Source organism: Anaerobutyricum hallii (assembly GCF_900209925.1).
GTDB classification, from domain to species: Bacteria; Bacillota; Clostridia; order Lachnospirales; family Lachnospiraceae; genus Anaerobutyricum; species Anaerobutyricum soehngenii.
The window spans coordinates 2,571,101-2,596,459 of the sequence record NZ_LT907978.1 but is presented as its reverse complement, the minus strand read 5'-3'; the positions used below and the strand labels follow the sequence as shown (position 1 = coordinate 2,596,459).

Here is a 25,359-nt window from a genome sequence, read left to right as displayed (position 1 = left end):
AAGGTAAGTAAATTAATGGCAGCAGTGGATTGAAATAATGAATAATTTATAATAAAAAGAAGGAAGCCTATCATACAGCATCCATCTTTTTGTATATACCCTTTTACATTCTTCCATTTTTAAACATAAGCATCATTTCATTTGTAAGGCTGAAATCATCCGGCTGGAGTTCAAGCTCTTCTCTGGTCTTCCATTCTGCCAGTTTTAATTCAGATTCGTCCATATGAATATCAGTTTCTCCATCCACATCACAATAGAAACCGGCAAGGATATCATCAACGATTCCCCATGGCTGCGATTTATAATAACGGATGTTTTTTACCCGCAGTCCGGTTTCTTCAAGTACTTCTCTTTGTACAGTCTCTTCCAAAGTTTCTCCAATTTCAGTGAAGCCAGCAACAAGTGCGTAGTGGGCAAAACCTGTACGATACTTTGTGACAAGAATTTTATCATCATTACATATGCCGACAATAACAGCAGGTACGATTCGGGGATAAATAACATGTCCGCAAGAAGGACACATCAAAGCTCGTTCTGTAGTAGAGTGGACAGTTTTATTTCCGCAGCATCCGCAAAAACGATTATTTTTATACCAGTTACTAAGCTGAAAGCCTGTGATGCCCGCAAAAATACGGTGCTTTGGGTGGACATTTTTTTTGCGAAGATTACGGATCGGGGTAAAGGTAAACCCTTTTGGAAGTTGTGCAGGTTCCTGTTCTAATAAAAAGTAATGGGCATCATCGACAGAAAAAAGATAAGTAAGGGCATCTTTTTCAAAAGGAAATGCACCGTCTTTTGTTATAAAATCCTGAACGGTCGGGAAAAAGAGATAATTTTCGTAATCTTTATAAGAAGAGAGTTTGTGAAGAATCCCTTCTTTAGTGAAATATAAAACGATGCTGTCATTATCCGGTTTGGCATCAGTATCAAAATGGTTATCTAATTTATGTGGGTAAATATCCTGTATCATAATGTCTTTTTTACCTCCTGAAATTCAAGAATAATATCATGATGTTACGAATTGCTCCGCAGCCAACGCTGACCCTAATATCATATGATAACAGAATAATGATTTAATGCAAGAGGATTTCAGCGCTTTCCTCTATTGAAAAAAATCAGGAGTTCATGATACAATTTATACAATACTGTTTAATTTTGATGAAACAGCTCTGATGGCAGGGAACAGTTACAGAGAGTAGATGTTTTTAGGGAATAAAAGAGTAAGAAAGAGTAAAAAAGAGTAAAAGGAAAGTTTGAGGAAAGGATATGACGAAGTTTTTTGTAAAGAAACCGTATTTTGTTCTGGTGACGGTAATCATTGTTTTGGTTGTTGGTTTTGTCAGTCTTGGTGAGATGCAGACAGATCTTCTTCCAGAGTTAGAACTGCCGTACATGGCGGTGATTACAACAGAAGTAGGAGCTTCTCCGGAAAAGGTGGAGAATGATGTTATTAAGCCGATGGAGAGTACGCTTGGTACGATTAATGGCGTAGAGAAACTGACAAGTACTTCTGCCAATAATTATGGGATGCTGATGCTTGAATTTGCGGAAGATACCAACATGGAAGCGGCGCTTGTTCGTGTGTCTAAGGCATTGAATTCGCTGAGTCTGCCGGAGGGATGTGGAACACCGAATATCATGGAAATCAGTGCGGATATGATGGCGACAATGTATGCCAGTGTCAGTTACGAAGGGAAGGATATTAAAGAGCTGTCTAATTTTGCAGAAAAGACGATCAAGCCATATTTAGAACGTCAGGATGGTGTAGCAAGTGTATCGGCTAACGGTCTTATTGAAGATCATGTAGAGATTCGTCTGAATGAGAAGAAGATTGACCAGATGAATGATAAGATTCTCGGGCAGACGAATGACAAGCTTCTTGAGGCAAGTGAGAAGATTGAAGATGCAAGGGCTTCTCTAAAAAAGAGTAAAGAACAGTTAAAAAAGCAGGAAAAGACGTTAAGCAGCAAGCAGCAAGAAACGAATCAGAAGCTTGCTGAGGCGCAGACAAAGCTTGCGGAGGCATTATCACAGAAAGCAGCATACGAAGCAGAACTTAATAGTCTGAAGGCAAGCCAGAGTGCATTAAAGGCAGAAAAAAAGGCATATAAAGAAGCAGGTCTTGAGAAGACATACCATACTTTAAATAATACATTCAAAAATTTAAATGTGACAATGGGTGAAGCTGCAAAACAGATGGGAATTACAATTCCGGAATCAGTGAAAGAGGCAATAAATCATCCAAAGCAGTTTGAAGCGTTTGTCTCTTGGATGGAGCAGATGGGGTATGGTGAACAGTTTTCTAAACTGACGATAGATTCTTTGAAGCAAATGTATAAAGCAGTGGAAGTTCGTCTTCCGCAGATTGATACAGAACTTTCTAATTTAAAAATAAAGATTAAAGTACAAAAGACGATTATTGATAAGTTAAAAGAGCAGATGAAAGGGCTTGATAAGCAGCAGTCAAAGTTAATTGCAGGCGGCTATTCTGCAGCAGCCGGATTTGGTGCCGGTCAGGCACAGATTGCAGCAGGAAAGACACAGATAGAGTCAGCGCAGAAGGAATTAGATGATGCAGAGGATAAGCTGGAAGATTCCAGAAAGGCTGCCAGAGAGAACGCAAACATTGATGCATTGCTGAGTCTCGATACTTTATCAACAATGATTTCAGCACAGAATTTTTCAATGCCTGCAGGATATATCGAAGACAAGAGTGATCATCAGTGGCTTGTAGAAGTCGGAGATAATTTCACAAATGAAAAGCAGCTGAATAATCTTGTACTTACGAAGATTGACGGAGTAGGAAAGATTCGGGTGAAAGACGTTGCAGATGTGACCGTTGTAGATAATCAGGGCGAAGCTTATTCAAAAGTAAATGGAGAGAATGCCATTCTGTTATCTGTATTTAAAGGAAGTACATCGAATACAAGTACCGTATCCAAAGGAATTCAGAATGCATTTAAAAAACTGGAGCAGAAATATAAAGGTCTTTCTTTTGCAATCATAATGAATCAGGGAGAGTATATCAATATCATTATAAAGAGTGTATTGAATAGTATTTTATTAGGTGCGGTACTCGCGATCATCGTCCTTGCCCTCTTCTTAAAAGATATACGTCCGACGATCATTGTTGCATTTAGTATTCCGTTTAGTGTATTATTTGCGATTATTATCATGTACTTTACCGGAATCAATATTAATGTTATGTCTCTGGCCGGACTTTGTCTTGGAATCGGTATGCTTGTAGACAACTCTATTGTAGTTATGGAAAATGTATATCGATTCAGCAATGAAGGCATGTCAGCGCCAAAGGCAGCAGTTCGGGGAACAGCACAGGTAGCGGGGCCAATCTTAGCTTCTACACTTACAACAATCTGTGTATTTCTCCCGATGGTTTACACATCCGGTATGGTAAGTCAGTTATTGATTCCATTTGCATTTACGATATCGTATGCACTGATTGCCTCTCTGCTTGTAGCGCTTACCGTTGTCCCGACAATGGGTTCGGTAATTCTTCGAAAAGCAAAAGAGATAAAACAGCCATGGTTTGAGAAAATAAAGGACATTTATGGAAACATTTTAGAACTTGCACTGCGATTTAAAATCGTTCCGCTGCTTATCTCTATCGCATTGCTTATCATTTGTGTGATGCAGAGTATGCGGACAGGAATTGTTATGATGGATGATATGGACAGTAACCAGATTGCAGTCAGCATGACATTAGAAGATACGATCAAGAAAGAAAAGGCATACCAGACAGCCGATGAAGTAATGGGAATACTGACAGGAATAGACGGAATTAAGAAGGTGGCAGGTCTTGATGGCAATGCCAGTGTAACTTCAAGTATGATGGAAACCGGAGCAACAGACAATTATACAACATTTACTTTTAATATTATTACAGAAGAAAATATTAAAACAACCAAGGAATTCCGTAAAATCCGAAAAGATATCGAGAATAAGACAAAGAATGTACGATGTAAAAACCTTACCGTATCTTCCTCTGCAATAGGCGATATGTCCACTCTTATCGGTGGGGGGCTTTCTGTTAATGTATACGGAGAAAATCAGCAGAAATTAATTAAGATCAGCGAAGATGTTGTAAAGATGATGAAAAACATCTCTGGAGTAAAAACAGCAACAAATGGTATCGAAACTGCCGATAAGATGTTACATTTAAAAATTAATCGAAATAAAGCAGCAGAACATGGTCTTACGATAGCACAGATTTATCAGGAAATCGCAAAACATACAACGACCGAAAAAAATGCGATCACCTTAAATATGGATGATAAAGATGTGGAAGTGAATCTGATCAATGAGACAGACAAACTGACCTATGAAAACATTTTGGATATGAAAATCGAAACCACAGAAAAAAATAGTGATGGCGAAGATGAAAAACATACATATAAACTGTCTGAATTTGCATCAGAAGACGATGGATACAGCATGGAAAGTATCACCAGAGAAAATCAAAAGCCGTATCTGACGGTAACAGCAGAATTAGAAGAGAATGCTAATGCCACCTTGTTATCAAGAAAACTTCAAGAAAAGATTGATAAATATAAAGCACCAGATGGTTACGAAGTAGAACTTGCCGGAGATGCAACACAGACCACAGAAATGTTAAAACAGATGGGAAAAGCATTAGCACTCGGCTTTTTGCTCATCTACCTTATCATGGTAGCACAGTTCCAGAGCCTCTTATCTCCGTTTATTGTTATATTTACCGTACCACTGGCATTTACAGGCGGAATGATCGGTCTTGGAATTTTCCATTTGTCCATTTCATCAATGGCATTAATGGGCTTCATGATCCTGATGGGAACCGTCGTAAATAACGGTATTGTATTTGTAGATTACGTCAACCAGCTACGGATGGGCGGCATGGCAAAAAAAGAAGCACTGATCGAAACCGGAAAAACAAGGATGCGACCAATCCTCATGACCGCACTCACAACAATACTTTCTATGAGCGTTATGGTATTTTCACAGGATGCAGGAAATGCAATGCAGAAAGGAATGGCTGTTGTAGTCGCATTCGGCCTGTTATACGCAACACTTATGACATTGTTTATCATTCCGGTAATGTATGATATCCTCTATCGTAAACAACCAAAAGAGATTGATATAGACGATACGGATCTGTAGATTTGGTGTAGACGAAAAAAGAAAAACTACCCTATCCCATCTGCTCTGTAGTCGCTGTGTTTAAAATGCTCATCCGCATCTTAAACACGCTCCGGATTTGTAGATTTGGTGTAGACGAAAAAAGAAATAATACCCTATCCCATCTGCTCTGTAGTCGCTGTGTTTAAAATGCTTATCGCATCCTAAACACGCTCCGAAGCCGCATCTGGGATAGGGTATTATTTCTTTTTTCTGTCTAATCGAAATCTGTAGTTGATAGGAATGGGGATTGCCAAAATCCCTTTTTCGAAAATCTTTCTAAATTTAGATATAGTCAAATGTAGAAAGAAAAAGTTTCTTATTATCTTATCTTCGTTAAAAAGGAATACCTTGAAATAAAATATAGAAAATATTAAAAATTAAACATAGTGCGAATCATAAGCTACACAAAAAACGCAGGCCATTCGCACTTAAAAAAAGAAAAATAGTACAACATATTGCGATATAAAGCTAAAAATAGCGGACAAAAAAGTTGTTGAGACTAGATATATACATGATAGCTGAGGTATCACAATATGTTGCAGTCGCCTCCTTCTCGGAGGCGTGGATTGAAATATCTCGCTATCTACATTTCATTTAGATGTTAGGGTCGCCTCCTTCATGGAGGCGTAGTGAAATAGCTATAATCCGGATAAACTATGTGGTGATGCTGTGGCTGTCGGGAAATAGATAGCTCCTAAAAATTTTTCATAAAAAGAAAAAAAGATGGCTAACGACAACCATCTTTTCTCCGTTCCATGTTATGATGGAACTATGCTAAAACAAGATTATTATAACGAATTTTTTGAAATGGGGCAACAGAAAATTAACTTTAGTTTCTTCGAATTGAGTTTACCTGACGATGATCCAGTCTATACCCTGAAAAAGTGATGGAGGATTTAGATTTTTCTGGCTTGTTAGCCAACTGTTCTCCGCTGAAAATCCTGAAACTTCAAAAAAATCTGCTCTAGATTGCCGTAGAGAATTATTTCATTGTCCAGACTTATGTAAGTAATGACCGGACAGATTATAATACATTGATTCCTGTGTTAGAAAAGCACAAAAACGCATTTGGAGAGATTTTGGAAGAAGTAACTGCAGACAGTGGTTATTGCAGTGAAAAGAATCTTTTGTATTTAAAGGAACATAAAATCTTCAGTTACATCAAGCTGCAGAGAAAAATAAGGTCATGAAGATTAACGAACCATGGGAAGCTTTAAAAGAGGATGCCCATGCAAATATACAGAGTGAGAAAGGAATTTTGAACCGGCAGCCCCTTCGTTTTTTGAGGCAAAATGAAGCATTTAGCGCAACCAAGCAAAATCAAACTTATAACAATTCTTTGTTCTTTAGATGACTTAATACAATTTAGTCAAAAGACACACACTTCTGGAGAATCCCCATTCCTGCCCAACTGTGGATTTGGAATAGTCAGAAAAAAGAAAAACTATCCTATCCCAGATGCGGCTTGGGAGCGGGTTTAAGATGCGGATGAGCATCTTAAACCCAGCGACTACAGAGCAGATGGGATAGGATAGTTTTTCTTTTTTCGTCTATACCAAATCTACAGATTAAAATTTGTCGTATAGACCAAAGAAGAAGATGAAGAGGACGATGAGCGGAAGTATATAAGAGATATATCCTCTCATCCAGTTCTGTATTTTCAGGCCTTTTCCGGTATTGGCTTCTGTAGTGAAGTTCTTCCAGCCCCAGCCGTATCTGCTTGTACAGAATAAAAGATATACAAGAGAACCGAGAGGTAAGAACAGATTACTTACTAAGAAGTCTTCAAAATCAAGCACAGCACCGCCAAATACTGCAAAGATATCACTGCTCCATAAGTTATATCCAAGGACACATGGAACAGAAAGCAGAATGATGGCAATTGCATTGATAAAGCTGGATTTCTTTCTACTCCATCCGGTTAATTCCATACCGCAGGAAATGATATTCTCAAATACGGCAAGAATAGTAGAAAAAGCGGCAAAGGACATAAATATGAAGAATAAACTTCCCCATAATTTACCCATAGGAATATGATTAAAAATATTCGGCAGAGTAATGAAGATAAGCCCAGGGCCGGAAGTCTGGTCTACATGGAATGTAAAGCAGGCAGGGAAAATGATGAGTCCGGATGTAATAGCTACAAAAGTGTCTAATAAAGCGATATTTAAAGATTCTCCGAGCAGGGAGCGTTCTTTTCCAATATAACTTCCAAAAATAGACATAGCACCAATACCGAGACTTAAAGTAAAGAATGCCTGATTCATCGCTCCGGTAATTGTTTTGATGATTCCGATTTCTTTCATTCGTTCAAAGTCAGGAATTAAATAAAAGCTTAATCCTTCTTTGGCACCATCCATAAAAAAGCTGTTAATGGCAAGAATGACCATAATAAATAAAAGAGAGATCATCATTACCTTTGTTACTTTTTCAAGACCGTTTTGTAATCCGATGGAGCAGACTAAGATACCTGCGATAACAATAATAACCATCCAAAAGCCCATAACCTGTGGCTGGCTGAGCATGGTATTAAACTGTGAAGCTACAGCATCGGAATCCAAACCTGTAAACTTTCCTGTTGCAGTCAGATAGAAGTAATGAAGCATCCATCCAGCAACTGTTGTGTAAAACATCATTAATAAATAGCAGCCGATTAGTGTAATGTAACCATGAATATGCCATTTCTGTCCCGGCTTTTCCAAAGCATAGTAAGCTTTTACCGGGCTTTTTTGACTGGCTCTTCCAACTGCAAATTCCATTGTCATAATAGGAAGTCCGAGAATTAACAGGAAAAGAAGGTAGAATAACACGAAAGCGCCACCGCCTCCCTGACCTGCCATATAAGGGAACTTCCATACATTTCCTATTCCGATAGCACAACCAGCAGAAATAAGAATAAATCCAAGACGAGAACCTAACCTTTCTCTTTCCTTCATAAGTACCTCCCTTATAAAATAATGTATTCTCGGAATTTTCTCACAAAATCAAGCACAAAAAGATTCCGAAAGTACATAATAGTGTATAAATACCTCGGAAATTATATAGTTTTACCAGAAAAATGTCAAGGATACCTTTTCTTGATTTTGTGGGATTCTCTGATATAATGATGTTAGGGTCAAAATGTATTTTACCCCTAACATCAATTATAATTAAAAATAACAATGTACTCAAAATGATTTTGAAAGAATAGAGTGAGGGAGAAAAAATGACAGTAAAAGAATGTTATGAACAGATGGGCTCAGATTATGAAGGTGTTCTGGGAAGATTAGGAAGCGAGGCTATAGTTAAGCGTTTCGCATTAAAATTCTTACAGGATCCAAGTTTTGCTCAGTTAAAAGAAAGTCTTGCTAAGAATGATGGAGAAGAGGCATTTCGTGCAGCACATACATTAAAAGGTGTGTGTCTGAATCTGGGATTTGATGAACTTTTTGAAGTGAGTGCGGAACTTACAGAAAAGTTAAGAGAGAGAAAAACTGCAGGAAGTGAAGAATTATTTCAGAAGGTATCACAAAAGTATCAGAAAACAGTGACGGCAATCCAGGGCTTGGAATAGATTGGAGATTTGTAGATTGTACGTTATTTAGAAAAGATGAACCCCTGAAAAGTATAGAAGAGGAAACGGAATTGTTTTAGGCTGCTATACTTTTCAGGGGTTTTATCTGTGGAAAAAAGAGAGAAGATTAAGCAGTCTTTGCTCCGGCTTTTCTGCGTACCCATCCCATAAAGCGGGCAAACTCTCTTTTGTTTGTAAATATTTCTTCATAACAATTCAGTATTTCTGAAACCATCTGCCGCATATAGGCCGTATCATTCTCATTGCACATTTCCTGGGAAAGATAGTTATCGTGTAATTCCTGAATTCTGTTCTTTAACTGTGAAGAAGAATCAAGTTTCTTACAGATTGGCATGGACATCTGCTCTAAAGCACCGTCTCTCATCCATCTAGTCATCTTCTTCTCGTAAGCATAATGTTCGGGAATGGTTCCCTCAAAAATTGTATTGTGTGGATAAGTAAAATAATCTTCTACATAATGCAGGACCCAGCCAAGTTTTAAATAAGAAAAACAACCGCCCCGGCCCTTCTCTTCCAAAACTTCCATGTGATTTATTATTTTATCAAAAGTCGCTTCCCACGTATGTCCTTCCAAATAGGTGTATACAAATAAATCCGGTAATATACTACCAAGCAACAAAGCTGCTTTATGAGTTTTGTGCATATTCCCTGTTAATGACTTTGTCACAACTAAATGTCCTATTTTATCCATTAATTTAATTTCTCCTTTTAAAAACAGAATGTCCTTTCGGAATGTTTTCGTGCCTGACGTTGTGAGTACATCATATAATTTGATATACTTTTGTTATTATACACTTTCTTTCTGTCTTGTTGGTCGAATTCACCTAATCGTAAGAAATACTTAAAGATTGTGAATTGTTAACTCAAATATACCGAAATGCGTTGACAATTAAAATTTGCCATGCTACATTTAATGATGTTAGGGGTAAATACCTTTTGACCCTAACATCACTAAATGACAGAAAGTTAAAACAGAAGTGTTTGGTTATATACATTTTCGGAAAGGATTTTACTATGAGTTCAATGATAACTGCGGATACAATACGAAAAATATTATCGGATAATATAAATAAAGAATATTCATTTTCCAGAGAAGAAGCGATTGCAATTATGAATCTTCCGGAAGAGGATATGCCTTTCCTTATGGAAGTGGCAGGAAGTTTACGTAAAAAATATAAGGGGAATTATGTGAGTATTCATCTGCTCACGAATGCCCGAAGTGGAAACTGTTCTCAAAACTGTGCTTATTGTGCACAATCCTGCCGTTCGAAAGCAGATATTGAAAAATACAAATGGGTTGATGATGAAAAGTTATACAGTGATAATGCATTTGTACATGACAATCATCTTTCAAGACATTGCATCGGTCTTAGTGGAATGAAGTTTACGGATGAAGATATCGAAGAACTTGCTGAAAAAATTCGTGTTATGAAAGCAGACGGGACACATCTTTGCTGTTCCATTGGTTTTCTTACGGAAAAACAGGCATTAATATTAAAAGAAGCCGGATTAGACCGTATCAATCACAATCTTAACAGTAGCCGGTCTTACTACCATAATATATGTACAACTCACACTTACGAACAACGCGTAAATAATATACATATGCTTCAGCGCCTCGGTTTTGAAATTTGCAGCGGAGGGATTATCGGTATGGGAGAAAGTAAAGAAGATATCGTAGATATGCTCCTCGATCTTCGTGAGATTCAACCGGAAGCACTTCCGATTAACTTCCTGCTTCCGATACCGGGAACTCCATTAGAACATGCAGATACTACAGTACTCACCCCGTCTTACTGCATGAAAGTTTTATGTCTTGCCCGCTTGTTAGTTCCTCAATCAGATATCCGTTGTGCGGCTGGAAGAGAAGTTTATTTTAAAGGACGAGAGAAAGAATTACTCAGTGTTGTAGATTCTATCTTTGCCTCTGGTTATCTGACAGCAGATGGACAGGGAATCTCAGATACGATAAAAACGATTACGGATGCAGGATTTGTATATGAAATAGAATCTGATTGATTTCTGTTAATATAGATAATTTAATAGAAGAAGATAGCAAAAAAGCTCTGAATTTTAGCCATATTTAAAAAATTCAGAGCTTTTTTGTATAAATGATGAAAAAATGCAGGGAATAACTTTAAAAATTTATTTTTTATTCTAAAAATGAAATAAAAATTAGGAAATGCCTTGACAAAATGAAGGAAAAGGTCTATAAAACTTCATGTATACAAAATGTATACATAAGGAAGGAGAGGACTTAGAAATGAATACATTAGTAATTGTTTTAATTGCGGCGGTTTTATTAACAGCGGCATATGTATTTTATGGCAGGTGGCTTTCTAAAAAATGGGGAATTGATCCAAAGGCGGAAACACCAGCACATAAATTTGAAGATGGACAGGATTATGTTCCGACCGATGGCTGGACAGTATTTAGTCATCAGTTTTCTTCTATTGCGGGAGCAGGACCTGTAACCGGAGCGATTCAGGCAGCAGTATTTGGATGGCTCCCCGTACTCTTATGGGTATTAATCGGAGGTATTTTCTTCGGAGCAGTTACTGATTTTGGCGCATTATACGCCAGCGTAAAAAATGATGGTAAGTCGATGGGACTTTTGATTGAAAAATATATTGGCAAGCTCGGAAGAAAGTTATTTCTTGCATTTTGTTGGTTATTTACTTTAATTGTTATCGCAGCATTTGCTGACATGGTTGCAGGTACATTTAATGCGTATACAGTAGACACAAATGGAGTGATCCGTCTTGCAGATGCTGCAAAGACAAACGGAGCAGCAGGAACAATTTCCTTGTTATTTATTGTATTCGCAATGATTTTCGGACTGATTCACAAACATTTTCAACTGACAGGCTGGAAAGAGACAGTGGTTGGTTTAGTATGTACAGTAGCAGCACTTGCGATTGGTATGGCAATGCCAATTACTTTAGGAAAAGATGGATGGACATATATTACATTTATTTACATTTTCTTTGCAGCAGTATTGCCAATGTGGTTATTAAAGCAGCCACGTGATGCAATGACAACGTATATGTTTATCGGAATGATTGCAGGTGCAGTAGTAGGTTTGCTTGTAGCACATCCGAGCATGAATCTTCCTGTATTTACAGGATTTCATAACGAACAACTTGGAAATCTGTTTCCTATTTTGTTTGTTACCGTTGCCTGTGGAGCAGTTTCCGGCTTCCACAGTCTGGTATCTTCCGGAACTTCCTCCAAAACAATATCGAATGAAAAAGATATGTTAAAAGTTGGATATGGCGCAATGGTCTTAGAAAGTTTACTGGCAGTGATTGCTTTATGCGTAGCTGGTGCAGCGGCTTCTGCTAATGGAACGCCGGCTGACGGAACACCATTCCAGGTATTTTCAAGTGGTGTAGCTGGATTCTTTGAAATGTTTGGAATCCCTGTATACGTAGCACAGTGCTTTATGACGATGTGTGTATCCGCACTTGCACTTACAAGCTTAGATGCAGTGGCACGAATTGGCCGAATGAGTTTTCAGGAACTGTTCAGCGTAGATGATATGACACATGCAGAAGGCTGGAGAAAGCTTTTATGCAATACATATTTCTCTACGATCGTCACTTTACTGGCAGCATTTATCTTAACAAGAATAGGATATGCGAATATCTGGCCGCTGTTTGGCTCTGCAAATCAGCTTTTATCAGCATTAGTGTTAGTGACACTTTGTGTATTCTTAAAAGTAACAGGAAGAAGCAACAAGATGTTATTCCCTCCACTGATCATCATGCTTTGTGTAACTGGAACTGCATTAGTAGAGAGAACGATTTCACTTGTACAGGCATTCTCAGCCGGAACAGCAACATTCTTAGTAGAAGGATTACAGCTTATCATTGCTGTTTTATTAATGATTCTTGGTGTGATCATTGTAGTAAATTCACTTAGAGCATATTTTGCATCCAAAAAGAATTCAGAAACGATTTAGCTGATATGCCCTTCATCCTATTTGGTTTATCTCAGTCGAGAAGACTCCCACCTCTTTTAGGTGGTGAGTGACAGCTGCTCGACTTGAATAGAAAAATAAACGAAAATACAAACATCAGACTATAGCAAATGTAATGCCAGAGGTTATAGCCTGATGTTTTTTTCACTGTTCTTTCACAGGAATTAAATCATAATCTGTTGACTTCTATTCGCATAAAAATTATAATCTTCAATGTATTAGAATATTAGAAAATGGGTTCGAGGGAATGGAGCAGGATGATGGATACAGCAAAGATGAATCAGGCAATTCGAATTGCCAAGTTATATTATGAATTACATTATAACCAGCTGGAAATTGCGGCGAGAGAGGGAATCAGTAAGTCTTCCGTAAGCCGTATTTTAAAGAATGCGATGGATATGGGAATTATAGAAGTTCGTATCAAAGATTCTGTCCTGGCAGATAGCAGTCTGGAAAATGAATTAATTGAACGGTTCCCGATCAAAAGAGCAATTATCGTGCCAGATCTGGTAGGCAATCCACAGATATTAATGCAGGACGTATGCGCAGCCTTAGCAGAAGATCTTCCTCGTTACATAAAAAATGACAGCGTGATCGGAGTAACCTGGGGGCATGCCCTTGCTGTATTGGCACAGCAGCTTCCGAAAATGAAAAGAAAAGGCGTTTCAGTCATACAGTTAACCGGTGGATTTTCCAGAGCAATATTTGAATCAGGGGCATTAGATGTTCTGAAGCGATTTGTCGATAGTGTAGGAGGAATTGGATATCAGATTCCGGCCCCCGCAATGGTAGCAGAACCATCTATTGTAGATGCACTAAAAAAAGATCCACAGATTCAGGAAATTCTTGAAATGGCAGAGGTATGTCAGACTGCGATATATTCTGTAGGAAACCTGGAGCGGCCATCTATTGTATATGAGATGGGACTTATCGATGAAAATGATTATAAAGATTTTAGCCGAAGAGGAGCAGTAGGAGACTGCTGTTCTCATTTTATCAATAAAAATGGCGAGCTTTTCGATAAAAAAATTGATGCAAGAGTTGTCGGTGCCTCTCTCGAGACAATTAAAAAGATTCCAAATAAACTTGTTGTTGCCGTAGGGAAAGAAAAAGAGAAGATCCTTACTGCAGCACTTCGGGGTGGTTTGGTGGATAGTCTTTACATTGACGAACCAACAGCAGAACTTATTGTAAGACATAATCCAATCAATTAAGAGGATGAAATATCAGATGCGTAGAAGAAGTATGTCATGCATTGCATGACGCGTATCTCGTAGCAAGAATGCCGGGGCATTCTTGAATTGAAACGTAGAGAAAAAGCAAGAGAAAAAGAAGAGATAAGAAAGAGATAGGGAAGAAATTATGTTAAATCAATTTTCCAGAACCCAGCTTTTACTGGGAGAAGAAGCAATGAATAAATTAAAAAACTCCCGCGTTGCAGTTTTTGGTGTTGGCGGAGTCGGAGGGTATGTCTGTGAGGCACTGGCACGAAGTGGAGTTGGAACATTTGATCTAATAGACGATGACAAAGTATGTCTCACCAACCTGAACCGTCAGATTATTGCCACCAGAAAAACTGTTGGAAAATATAAAGTGGAAGTGATGAAAGAAAGAATCTTAGACATTAACCCAGATGCCCAGGTAAACATTCACCAGTGTTTTTTCCTTCCGGAAAACGCAGACGAATTTTCATTTGATGTATATGACTATGTTGTGGATGCTGTCGATACCGTCACAGCCAAAATTGAAATCATTATGCAGGCAAAGAAGAAGGAAGTACCTGTAATCAGCAGTATGGGAGCCGGTAATAAGCTTGATCCTACAGCTTTTCGCGTAGCAGACATCTACAAAACAAAAGTATGTCCTCTTGCAAAAGTAATGCGCCGGGAATTAAAAAAACGAGGCGTAAAAAAGCTTAAAGTTGTTTATTCAGAAGAACAGCCAATCCAACCAATCGAGGATATGTCCATAAGCTGCCGGGCAAACTGCATCTGCCCTCCGGGAGCAAAACATAAATGCACAGAACGACGTGCGATTCCGGGAAGCGTAGCATTTGTCCCATCTGTAGTCGGACTGATTATCGCAGGAGAAGTAGTAAAGGATATTGCAGGAAAATAATGATCAAATAAAATAATGATTAAATATTGAAGAATTCAAAGAAATTCAAAGAAATTAAAACGAAAAGAAAGCAATGAAGAAATGTAAAATTACAGTCATGCGTAAAGCATGCTATAAAGATTTGATGAAAAAATATGAGAACCCTATGGAACATGCCTGTGATATGGAAGAAGGACAGGTTTTTATCGCAAACGGATGGAGTAAGCCAGACGGAATATGTGATAGTGCCTGGGAAAGCATGTCCCCTTTTGTTATGACACTTGCCTATGGCGGAAAAGATATTTACAATGGCTGGATGAAGAATGAAAAGTCTGCAATGATATCCTGTAACGATGGATTTCGACCAGTAAGTTTTCTGATTGAAGCCTTGGAAGAAGAAGCAGATTGACAGATTTTAAAGAAATGATTACAGAATATATTAGAGGAACGTGATGTTTGATATTAGCGACAGGATAGAACCATTAGAACTATCGGATGTTTTTTATAGATTAGAAGAACTGTTAGAACAAGATCAATTTGAGTTGATCTTTCCAGAATATAAACATAAACATGAATTCCAGAAACAGCAGGATATATCACTGGTATATTTAATGAATGATGCAGTAGAGAGTTTTCTTGTATTTCATAATGCAACGATGACAGGAGAATATCAGAAGGAATATGAAGGGGAGATACTTGCAGTTCTTGATAAAAAAGAAGAACAATATGTATTAGTTGTGCATCAGGGCGACAGCGTTGTAACCTTGTTTTTTGATACACTGTTGCAGAAAAACAATTTATACAATTACGGGGATGTTGGACATTTCTGGGTAAAAGGGTATGAGTACCTGCGTGTGTTAGAATACCGCCTGGCAATCCTGCGTGATAAATGCGATTATCTAGATGAATCCTGCAGCACCCCGGAAGAAAGAAAGTTAGCTTCTTTAGTAGAATTTCCACCACTAAATTATTGCTGTTACCCTGCCGTACCCGAAAAATACATTGTTCCAAGAGAAAATCCATGGCAGCCTTCCGAAAAAGCCATCAATCTAATGCTGGAAATAGCTAAAGAAGCAGACGATAAAACATTTATCCGGCTTTTATCCTATTATAAGAAAAACAGCTCCACAATGATGTCAAGATGGATCGCTTACATGCTGCATCGGAAAAACCATATAAAGATAGTCAGCATACTTACAAAAAGATTACAAAAAGCAGCATCAATCTATCCAAACCGTTCCTTTGGAACAAAGAACGATATAAAAATTCAAAAAATTCTGCAAAAAGCAGAAAAAAGAAAACAAGAATTAAAAGAAGCAGGAATAAAAGCAGATATCATCAGAGAAGAACCGTTTGTAGAAGCTAAAGATTCCGTACAGTATAAAATATATATAATGAAATGGAAAGCACAACATGGGAACTACCACACAAAAATAGAAGAAATAACTATTTGATTCATTGAGAGAAAACAGACGAAAAAAGAAACAATACCATATCCCATCTGCTCTGTAGTCGTTGTATTTAAGATGCTCATCCGCATCTTAAATACGCTCCGAAGCCGCATCTGGGATATGGTATTGTTTCTTTTTTCTGTGTTTTGGCTCCAGAAGGAATGAATACAATAGTATTTAGGTAGAAAAATGGGGAAGGTGACAGAAGGTTGTGGCTTATTCTGATATTGTCTCCGAGATGCTGTTAATGAAGACGCCAGCTGTCATTGTATACGATAAATTTATCACTGTATTGTAACAATATATTATTCTGGCGATATACCCTTCCGAGCAAGAAGTAGACTTCTGATCTCTCCCCCTTCTTTTTCCCAAAGACTATTGACTTCATTCCTTCTGGAGCCGAAACACAGAAAATAAAAAGAATAGACCATTGCAAATGTAATGTGAGAGCAAGTAAAAATGCCGAACAGGCATTTTCTACGCAGTGATATCTTTACATTTGCAATGGTCTATTCTTTTTATTTTCGTCTGTTCCCTAATGAATCAAATAGTAATTCACATTTATTTCACAGAATCCTCGTTGACAACTTTGGTCATAAAAGCTTACAATAGTCTGATAGACAATAATGGATAATTGTAAGAATTTTCAGAAGATTATTATTGCCTGTAAGTACGCAGAAAGGAAGAACAGACATGAAAGAAGTAAAGACACCGAGAAAGCCGTTTATTTTTTATTATATTGTAGTGCTTCTCATACTCATGTTAATCAATATGTTTGTTATGCCAACGATTCGGGAGGCAAGTATTAAGAAGGTTGACTATAATGAGTTCATGAACATGACATTGAATAAGCAGATTAAAAAAGTAGAGATTGATGATTCACAGATTACATTTACAGATCAGAATGGCACTGTGTATAAGACAGCAAAGATGGACAGTGACTGGGGATTGACAGAGAGATTGTACCGTTCCGGAGCTGAATTTACAACAGAAGTTCAGGAACAGATGTCTCCATTGACATCATTCCTCTTATCCTGGATCATTCCGATTATTTTGTTTTCCGCATTAGGATACTATGCCCAGAAGAAGATGATGAATAAGATGTCCGGTGGGGGAGCGAATATGATGTTTGGTATGGGTAAAAGTAATGCCAAGATTTATGTTCCATCCGAAGAGGGAATCCGATTCAGCGATGTAGCCGGGGAAGATGAAGCAAAAGAAAATTTAGCAGAGATTGTAGATTATCTTCATCAGCCATCAAAGTATTCAGAAATTGGTGCATCTATGCCAAAGGGAGTTCTCTTAGTAGGCCCTCCCGGAACTGGTAAGACCATGCTTGCAAAGGCAGTAGCAGGTGAGGCAAATGTACCGTTTTTCTCTATTTCCGGTTCGGAGTTTGTAGAGATGTTTGTCGGTATGGGTGCATCGAAAGTAAGAGATTTATTTAAACAGGCAAAGGAAAAAGCACCATGTATCGTATTTATTGATGAGATTGATGCGATCGGTAAAAAGAGAGATGGTCAGATTGGCGGTAATGATGAACGTGAGCAGACGTTAAATCAGCTTCTTACGGAAATGGATGGATTTGAAGGGAATAACGGTGTTATCATTTTAGCAGCAACAAACCGTCCGGAATCTCTTGATCCGGCGTTAACAAGACCGGGACGATTTGACCGTCGTGTGCCGGTAGAGCTTCCTGACCTGGTAGGAAGAGAAGCAATCTTAAGAGTGCACAGCAAGAAGACCCGTCTTGCCGATAACGTAGATTTACATGCGATAGCCCGTATGGCAGCAGGAGCTTCTGGAGCAGAGCTTGCGAATATTATTAATGAGGGAGCGTTAAGAGCAGTAAGGAATGGAAGAAGAATCGTTACACAGGCAGACCTTGAAGAAAGTGTAGAAGTAGTAATTGCAGGTTACCAGAAGAAAAACGCAGTACTGTCACCAAAAGAAAAGATGACGGTTGCTTATCACGAGATAGGTCATGCCTTAGTGGCAGCTAAGCAGACCAACTCCGCACCAGTACAAAAGATTACGATCATACCAAGAACTTCCGGTGCATTAGGATACACGATGCAGGTAGAACAGCAGGATAAATATCTTATGACAAAGGAAGAATTACAGAATAAGATCGCTACGTTAACAGGTGGTCGCGCAGCAGAAGAAATTGTGACAGGAACGATAAGTACAGGAGCTTCTAATGATATTGAGCAGGCAACAAAGCTTGCAAGAGCAATGATTACCCGTTACGGTATGACAGAAGAGTTTGACATGGTTGCAATGGAAACCGTGAATAATCAGTATCTTGGCGGTGACACTTCTCTTGCCTGTTCCGCAGAGACCCAAAAGAAAATCGATGAGAAGGTCGTAGAAGTCGTAAAAGCACAGCATAAAAAAGCATTGGACATCTTAAATGAAAACAAAGATAAGCTCCATGAATTAGCGAACTTCCTCTACGAAAAGGAAACAATAACCGGAGAAGAATTTATGCAGATTCTGGAATCCTAATCAAATAATAGTCTTAGTTATCAAAATAAAAAAGAGAAATTTATCGACAGATTAATGTTATTTGAGAGAGGGTATGATTATATCGCTCTATCTCATTTAGATATATCAGATGTGTGATGAAGTTCTCTTTTTTTATATCCATTTATAATAAATTTATAAAATAATAATGATTATTAATATTAAAAAACTTGCAAGAATAGACAAGACCAGATATAATCTTAATAGTTATGATTACTTTTAAAAATATAATTTGTGATTGATAAAATGGAGGAAAACTATGCGAAAAAAAGAACGTGCATCAATTGTAATAGAGCGGCTTAAGAAAGAATATCCGGGAGCAGACTGCACTTTAGACTATAATGAGGCATGGAAGCTACTTGTCAGTGTGCGCCTGGCAGCACAGTGTACAGATGAGAGAGTGAATATTATCGTGAAAGATTTATTTGCAAAGTATCCGGGAATCAATGAACTGGCACAGGCAGAGCCAGAAGAAATTGAAGAAATCGTCCGTCCCTGTGGACTTGGTAAAAGTAAAGCAAGAGATATCAGCAAATGTATGCGGATGCTCAGAGATGAATTTGATTCTAAAGTACCAGATAACTTCGATGACCTGATGAAGCTTCCGGGAGTAGGAAGAAAGAGTGCAAATCTTATTATGGGAGATGTCTTTGGAAAGCCGGCAATCGTAACAGACACACACTGCATTCGCCTTTGCAACAGGATTGGTCTGGTTGACAATGAGAAAAATCCGAAGAAGGTCGAGATGGCTTTGTGGAAAATTATACCGCCGGAAGAAGGAAGCGATTTTTGCCATCGTTTAGTGTATCATGGTAGAGAAGTTTGTACGGCAAGAACAACACCTTATTGTGAAAAATGCTGTCTCGCTGACGTTTGTAAGTCGTATGCTTCTTATATGAAAGAAAAAAAGCAGTAAAAGGGAATTGTGCAAAGCGAAAATTTGTAGTAAAATAATTTCAGCAAGTCAGTCTTTGCAATAATGCAGGATGTGAATTGAGGAAAACTATAACTTATCACATTGGAAAAAGGATGGACAACATGAAAGAATTTAAACCAATCAAAGAAGGAAAAGTCCGCGAAGTATACGATAACGGGGACAGCTTAATTATCACTGCCACAGACAGAATTTCAGCATTTGACGTAATTTTGAAAAACAAAGTAACAGACAAAGGTGCTATTTTAACCCAGATGTCCAAGTTCTGGTTTGATCTTACAGAGAACACAGTACCGAACCACATGATTTCAACAGATGTAAAAGATATGCCGGAATTCTTCCAGAATGAGAAATATGCCGGACGCAGCATGATGTGTAAGAAGCTTGAGATGTTCCCAATCGAATGTATCGTTCGTGGTTACATAACAGGAAGCGGCTGGGAAAGCTATAAAGAGAACGGAACCGTTTGTGGTATTAAGCTTCCAGAAGGATTACAGGAATCTGAGAAACTGCCAGAACCGATTTATACACCTTCCACAAAGGCTGATCTTGGAGATCACGACGAGAACGTATCTTATGATAAGACAGTAGAAATCCTTGAAAAAGCATATCCTGGCAAGGGTAATTACTACGCAAACATTTTAAAAGAGTACACAATTTCCCTCTACAAGAAATGTGCGGAGTATGCTTGGGAAAAAGGTATCATCATTGCAGATACTAAGTTTGAATTTGGTCTTGATGAGCAGGGCAGAGTCGTTATCGGTGATGAGATGCTCACACCAGACAGCTCCCGTTTCTGGCCAAGAGAAGGATACGAAGCAGGTAAGGGACAGCCTTCCTATGATAAACAGTTTGTAAGAGATTGGTTAAAACAGAATCCGGACAGCGATTATAATCTTCCGGAAGAAGTTATTGATAAGACAGTTGCAAAGTATAAAGAAGCATATGAGCAGCTGACAGGTGAAGAATTTAAATACTAATTTGCTGAGGACACAGACGCCGCTTTATGTAGAAGATATTGTGCTGAATTGTAGTTAGTCTTCTAAAGAAAAAAGAATGGTTATAAGTTTGATTTTGTTCCGTTGCGCTAAGCATTCCATTCTGCCCAGAAAAACAGGAACTTGGGAAAAACGAGTCCCAAGTTCCTATGGTCAGAATTCCATAGCGCAAAGTCACAAAATGCAATACTTATAACCATTCTTTTTTCTTTATCATAGTCTTCTTACAATTCAGCATAAAATTTTATTTCAGTGGCTGTCTGGTTTTGATAACAAATAGCAAATTAGTGATTTATATTGGAAAGAGAAGGGGATTCTCCAGAAGATTCTGAGAGTTAACCAGAGAAAAATTCTCCAGAAGAGAAATTTCTTCTTACAGAATTGTAAGGATATTATAGTGAAAGAAAACGAATTAAGTAGAAGGCGTGGATTTCACTGTTATTTTCTTATGGATAAATAGTTCTCTGATTAAAAATCATAGCCTTCTGGACAATCCCCTTATTCTTCCTCAAGCGAAAATACTAATTTCCTTCTGGTTTTCGTTTCTTTAGCCCCTCAAATAAATTAGTATTTAATCCCCCATTCTCTCCATTTCCTGTTATAATATAAATTTGAAAGAGTACATGAAGGAATGAGAGAGGTGACCCAGTATGAAGTGCAGATTTTGTGGTACCAACTTGCCGGATGATGCAAGATTTTGTTCAGGATGTGGACGAGAGGTAGAGAGAGAGGATGTATCTGCAAAAGAGAAGAATAACAATGAAACGGAAGATGCATACTATAGAGAGATTGATGATAAAGAGTACGAAGAGATAAAGAAAAAGAAAAAAGAAGAAGAGAGACAAAGAGAAGAGGCGGCAAAGGAAGAAGCGGAACGAAAACTTCTTGAGGAGAACTATGCCAGAGAAGAGGCGGAACGTAAGCGGCGTGAGGAACAGCGTATCATGGAAGAATCGCGCAGGCGGTATGAAGAGGAACAGCGCAGATGGAAAGAATTTGTGAAAAAGCAGGAGGAGAGTGAAGCTAAGAAGTTATATCGAGGTTATGATGCTAGCTCAGGAACGGCGGCATCGGAATCGACGAAAAAGAGACAGGAAGCTAAATCGCAAAAAAAGAAGAAGTCTTCGATGCCGTTTCTGCTTTATTTATTTATTGTTTTAGCCGGAGGTTTTGCGCTTTATAAATGTGGATTTCCGGAGATGCTGATAGACAGTATTCATAAAAGTTCTTCTGTTTCTGATTCTAAGAAGAATACTCCGTCAAAGGGTGGTAAAGATAAGAAGGAGGTAGATAAGAAAACTACAGATAACACCACTTCAGATAAGACAGGAGATAAGAAGGAAGCAGAGCATATGCTTGAGGATACAGAGAATTCGCATATGAGTGTGGAGGAATGCCTCAGTACGGATGCATATAATACAGTAATCTCAGAAGATGGAAGTTTTAGCTTTGGATATCCGAAGTATTTGTTTAATCACAGTGAGGTGAATGCATCAGGGACATCGTACAGTCTTACATATAAAGAAGGCAGCGAAGAGAAAAAAGCAGAACTTGCTGTTTATACAGAGGAGAATGAAGGGAATGCATTAGAGAATGCGAAACAGCTTTATGATAGATTTTCCTCTCAGGTAAATAAGATTTACTTTAAGATGCAGCCGACAAGGACGGACAGCGAAGGAATGGCGCGCACCCTGATCGGGGCTTCCGTAGATTCTTCAGAGACGACAGGGGTATATATTATTGCAGCAAATGATGGGGAGAAGAATTATATTTTGAAGTTTACATATCCGGATCCGGATATGAAGGATGATTATAATGCGATTGATTATGTTGTGGATTGTGTGTATCGTTACTGCTCTTTTAGCGGAGGAACGTATCGCCCAAGGACATATCAGCAATTTTTGAAAGACGATATGGGGAAGAAAAAATAATAATGCGAAAGTATGTTATCGTTACGTGTTTAATAGTTTTTGTGATAAGTACAGTTTTTTGTTTTAAAGAGAAAACAGAGGTGCGGGCGAAGGAAAAGCCTCTTGTGCTTGTTCTTGATCCGGGACATGGAGGCAGTCAGTCCGGGGCGGCAAGGGATAATGAAAAGGTGGAGGAAAAGGATTTAAATTTAAAGATTGCTGTATATTTGAAACAGGAGCTTGAATCGTATGAGAATACAGAGGTTTACCTTACAAGGACGGGAGATGAAGAGATAGAACTTCCGGAGAGGATACAGTTTGCGGTAGAGAAAAGAGCAGATACACTGATTAGTCTTCATAATAACGCGGCTGGTCCATGTGCGGCATATGATCATGGTTGTACAGTGCTTGCGGCAAAAGATGGTTATAAAGATGCTCTTGCGCGAAAAGGACAAGAGCTTTCCTGTAATATTTTAAATGAACTTACGAAGCTTGGACTTACGAATCAGGGAATTTTGACGCGGGATTCCGAGGCGGATGAACGCTATCCAAACCAAGTGCTTGCAGATTATTATGCAATTATCCGAGGCGGGGTAGAGAATGATATGCTGACTGTTCTTGTAGAACATGCCTTTATTGACAGTAACAGTGATTATAAAGCGTATCTGAGCAGTGATGAGAAGTTGAAAAGTCTTGCCTGTGCAGATGCAACGGGGATTGCCAGGTATTATCAGTTGGTTAAGAAAAGCCAGGAAGATACAGTGAATCATGGAAAATGTCTGTTGGAACCTTTGAAAGAGTATAAGGAGAAGCTTGTACATGTAGTTGATGGGAATGCAAAGCATAATGAGATTAGCTATAAGACATATTATGGCGAAGAAAGTAAACAACTGCCCTATGATATGGAAACATTTGACCAGATAACAAAGGATATCAATGAAAACGTGATTTCAATGCATATTTCCTGTGATTAAGTAAACAAAAGAAAAACTTCGTAACGAAAGTTTGTTTTTTTGTGGCATAAATGTGTTATAATAAACGAAAAAATAATGTCGATTTTCGCAAAAGAGGAAAAGCCTTTGGCAGTATTTTATTCGTGAAAGGATTGAGAGAATGAAAGATAAGTCAATAAAGTCAACAATGAAGAGCTGGATTATGTTGTCTGATAAGGAATTGGATGATACACAGGTTTACATGAAAGAACAGGAAGGCGAGAATGTAGAGTCCATGTCAGAAGACAGGGAAGCTATTCATCATGACAGGAATGCTGCAGGAGATTCCGGTATATATTCTGATAATGACGGATTGTATTCGGACAGTAATGAAGAGAAGACAGAGTCAGACATAGAATCTAAGCAAAACAGAAGAGGCAGGAGAAGAAGATTAAGTCGTGATGAAGAAGTAGAACAGCTGGTACAAGAGGTAGGACAGGAAGTTGTAGGTGCAGATGATGAAGAGGGAACGATGTTCCATAGGAGAAAGAGACGTCAAGATAAGAAGGCAGCACCAGATCCTGAGAATACACCAGAAACGCAGGAGAAGCATCCGGAAGTTAAGAAAGTAGATTTTAAAGAAGTAACAACAGAAAAAACAAAAAAAGCCGGAAGTGAGGAACAATCAGATAAAACAGAGAAGTCAGGCAATATGGGGAAAGTATTTGCTGCTGGAATCGGAATTGTTCTTGTACTTATTATTGCCGGTTTAGGTTATCAGAATCAGTCTCTTCAGAAACAGAATCAGAAGCTAAAAACGCAGATTTCTGCCTTGAAAAAGGAGAAAAAGCAGGCAGAACAGGCTTCGGAGGAACAGGCATTACAGACAAAGAACGAAGATGGTGTTGTAGTGAACACAGATAAGATGTTCTCTTCTGTAAAAGTAGGAGATAAAGAGTATAAATTATTAGGAAAGGTATCCGATTTTACAAAGGATGGCTGGAAGTTAGAGGCACTTCGAAATGAAAATGCGACACTTGTTCCGGGAGGAAAGCTTGAAAAAGATGCTTATCTTACGAATACAGATGGAAAGAAGATTGGCGTGATTATTCGAAATATGAGTGATAAGAATCAGAAGGTAAGTAATTGTATCATAACGAAGCTTTCTTTTAGTAAGGAAATGTTTGATGGGCAGATTACGCTGCCGGGTAATCTGACTTTTAGCAGTACGGAAAAGGAATTAAAGAAGGCCGGCTTTAAAAAAGATGCGGATGGAATCTACTGCTATACAAGCAAGAGGATAAAAGAAGATACCGTTAAAATGCCAATGGCGGACGGAGAATCCGTATCGGAAATCACATTGGAAAGAGCGGTGGATGAAAGTACAGCGACAGCCACAACAGCAAGTAGTTCCGCTACAACAGCGGCATCGGAAGATGAAAAGAATACCGGAACAGTAAAGAATGAGACAGAGACGACAGAAGAAGGGAATACTGTGGAAGATTTCTCTCAGGAAACAACAGATACAGTAACAGAAGAATAAGAGAGAAACAGAGAATTTAATCAACAAGATAAGGTGTTGATTAAGTTCTCTGTTTTTTTGTTTATTTATAACTGTGCAAAACAGTGATTGTGTAAATAATTATGCAAAAAATATTGACTAATTATGCATAAAGTATTATTATACATAGAAAAGACCACAAAATATACATAAAAATGCAAAGAAGCATACGAAGATTTTCATTTTTAAACGATTTGTGGGATAGTATTGATATTATTG

17 protein-coding genes and 1 pseudogene are annotated in these 25,359 nt (G+C 38.2%); 15 read left to right on the top strand and 3 right to left on the bottom strand.

Translation table 11 applies throughout. The annotated features are described in order from the left end of the window. Positions 1–103 precede the first annotated feature (103 nt). A complete protein-coding gene (nudC, locus tag EHLA_RS11760) occupies positions 104–970 on the bottom strand; it encodes an NAD(+) diphosphatase (protein ID WP_096240975.1) in 867 nt (288 codons plus the stop codon). Positions 971–1,266: 296 nt separating this feature from the next. Between nudC and EHLA_RS11755 the strand changes: the two genes are divergently transcribed. Further along, complete coding sequence (locus EHLA_RS11755; protein WP_096240974.1) at positions 1,267–5,154, top strand: efflux RND transporter permease subunit; 3,888 nt, start codon at positions 1,267–1,269, stop codon at positions 5,152–5,154. A gap of 989 nt (positions 5,155–6,143) precedes the next feature. Continuing rightward, a pseudogene (locus EHLA_RS17155) lies at positions 6,144–6,505 on the top strand (hypothetical protein); the annotation flags it as partial. A gap of 238 nt (positions 6,506–6,743) precedes the next feature. On the opposite strand, the gene EHLA_RS11745 reads toward EHLA_RS17155, so the two are convergent. Next, entirely contained in the window at positions 6,744–8,111 is a 1,368-nt protein-coding gene (locus EHLA_RS11745) for a sodium-dependent transporter (RefSeq protein ID WP_096240973.1), read from the bottom strand. Between the two features lie 269 nt (positions 8,112–8,380). On the opposite strand from EHLA_RS11745, the gene EHLA_RS11740 reads away from it, so the two are divergent. Next, the gene (locus EHLA_RS11740; RefSeq protein WP_021907689.1) at positions 8,381–8,728 is read left to right on the top strand and encodes an Hpt domain-containing protein; all 348 of its coding nucleotides are present in this window, start codon (positions 8,381–8,383) and stop codon (positions 8,726–8,728) included. Between the two features lie 127 nt (positions 8,729–8,855). Here EHLA_RS11740 and EHLA_RS11735 read toward each other — a convergent pair whose 3' ends face one another. After that, positions 8,856–9,440, bottom strand: a complete 585-nt coding sequence (locus EHLA_RS11735) for a zinc dependent phospholipase C family protein (RefSeq protein WP_096240972.1) — start codon at positions 9,438–9,440, stop codon at positions 8,856–8,858. A 332-nt stretch (positions 9,441–9,772) separates the two neighbouring features. On the opposite strand from EHLA_RS11735, the gene bioB reads away from it, so the two are divergent. The 12 genes from bioB to EHLA_RS11675 all read left to right on the top strand — a co-directional run bounded on the left by bioB (position 9,773) and on the right by EHLA_RS11675 (position 25,122). Next, on the top strand, positions 9,773–10,768 hold the full coding sequence (gene bioB / locus EHLA_RS11730) for a biotin synthase BioB (protein WP_278277478.1): 996 nt from the start codon (positions 9,773–9,775) through the stop codon (positions 10,766–10,768). A 244-nt stretch (positions 10,769–11,012) separates the two neighbouring features. Next, positions 11,013–12,713 (top strand): carbon starvation protein A, encoded by a 1,701-nt coding sequence (locus EHLA_RS11725; RefSeq protein WP_021907686.1) that lies wholly within the window; start codon positions 11,013–11,015, stop codon positions 12,711–12,713. Positions 12,714–12,988: 275 nt separating this feature from the next. Next, on the top strand, positions 12,989–13,945 hold the full coding sequence (locus EHLA_RS11720; protein ID WP_242970725.1) for a sugar-binding transcriptional regulator: 957 nt from the start codon (positions 12,989–12,991) through the stop codon (positions 13,943–13,945). A gap of 148 nt (positions 13,946–14,093) precedes the next feature. Next, positions 14,094–14,849 (top strand): tRNA threonylcarbamoyladenosine dehydratase, encoded by a 756-nt coding sequence (locus EHLA_RS11715; RefSeq protein WP_096240970.1) that lies wholly within the window; start codon positions 14,094–14,096, stop codon positions 14,847–14,849. A gap of 73 nt (positions 14,850–14,922) precedes the next feature. Continuing rightward, positions 14,923–15,237 carry a TIGR04076 family protein gene (locus EHLA_RS11710; RefSeq protein WP_096240969.1) on the top strand — a complete coding sequence of 105 codons (315 nt, stop codon included), beginning with the start codon at positions 14,923–14,925 and terminating at the stop codon, positions 15,235–15,237. A 43-nt stretch (positions 15,238–15,280) separates the two neighbouring features. Beyond that, on the top strand, positions 15,281–16,282 hold the full coding sequence (locus tag EHLA_RS11705) for a DUF3878 family protein (RefSeq protein WP_096240968.1): 1,002 nt from the start codon (positions 15,281–15,283) through the stop codon (positions 16,280–16,282). A 690-nt stretch (positions 16,283–16,972) separates the two neighbouring features. Then, positions 16,973–18,787 carry an ATP-dependent zinc metalloprotease FtsH gene (ftsH, locus tag EHLA_RS11700; protein ID WP_096240967.1) on the top strand — a complete coding sequence of 605 codons (1,815 nt, stop codon included), beginning with the start codon at positions 16,973–16,975 and terminating at the stop codon, positions 18,785–18,787. A 277-nt stretch (positions 18,788–19,064) separates the two neighbouring features. Beyond that, positions 19,065–19,721, top strand: a complete 657-nt coding sequence (locus tag EHLA_RS11695) for an endonuclease III domain-containing protein (protein WP_021906936.1) — start codon at positions 19,065–19,067, stop codon at positions 19,719–19,721. Positions 19,722–19,843: 122 nt separating this feature from the next. Further along, a complete protein-coding gene (locus EHLA_RS11690; protein WP_096240966.1) occupies positions 19,844–20,719 on the top strand; it encodes a phosphoribosylaminoimidazolesuccinocarboxamide synthase in 876 nt (291 codons plus the stop codon). A gap of 668 nt (positions 20,720–21,387) precedes the next feature. Continuing rightward, positions 21,388–22,668 carry a zinc ribbon domain-containing protein gene (locus tag EHLA_RS11685; RefSeq protein WP_096240965.1) on the top strand — a complete coding sequence of 427 codons (1,281 nt, stop codon included), beginning with the start codon at positions 21,388–21,390 and terminating at the stop codon, positions 22,666–22,668. A gap of 80 nt (positions 22,669–22,748) precedes the next feature. Next, on the top strand, positions 22,749–23,621 hold the full coding sequence (locus tag EHLA_RS11680; RefSeq protein ID WP_157908595.1) for an N-acetylmuramoyl-L-alanine amidase family protein: 873 nt from the start codon (positions 22,749–22,751) through the stop codon (positions 23,619–23,621). A gap of 139 nt (positions 23,622–23,760) precedes the next feature. After that, a complete protein-coding gene (locus EHLA_RS11675; RefSeq protein ID WP_096240963.1) occupies positions 23,761–25,122 on the top strand; it encodes a hypothetical protein in 1,362 nt (453 codons plus the stop codon). Positions 25,123–25,359 lie beyond the last annotated feature (237 nt).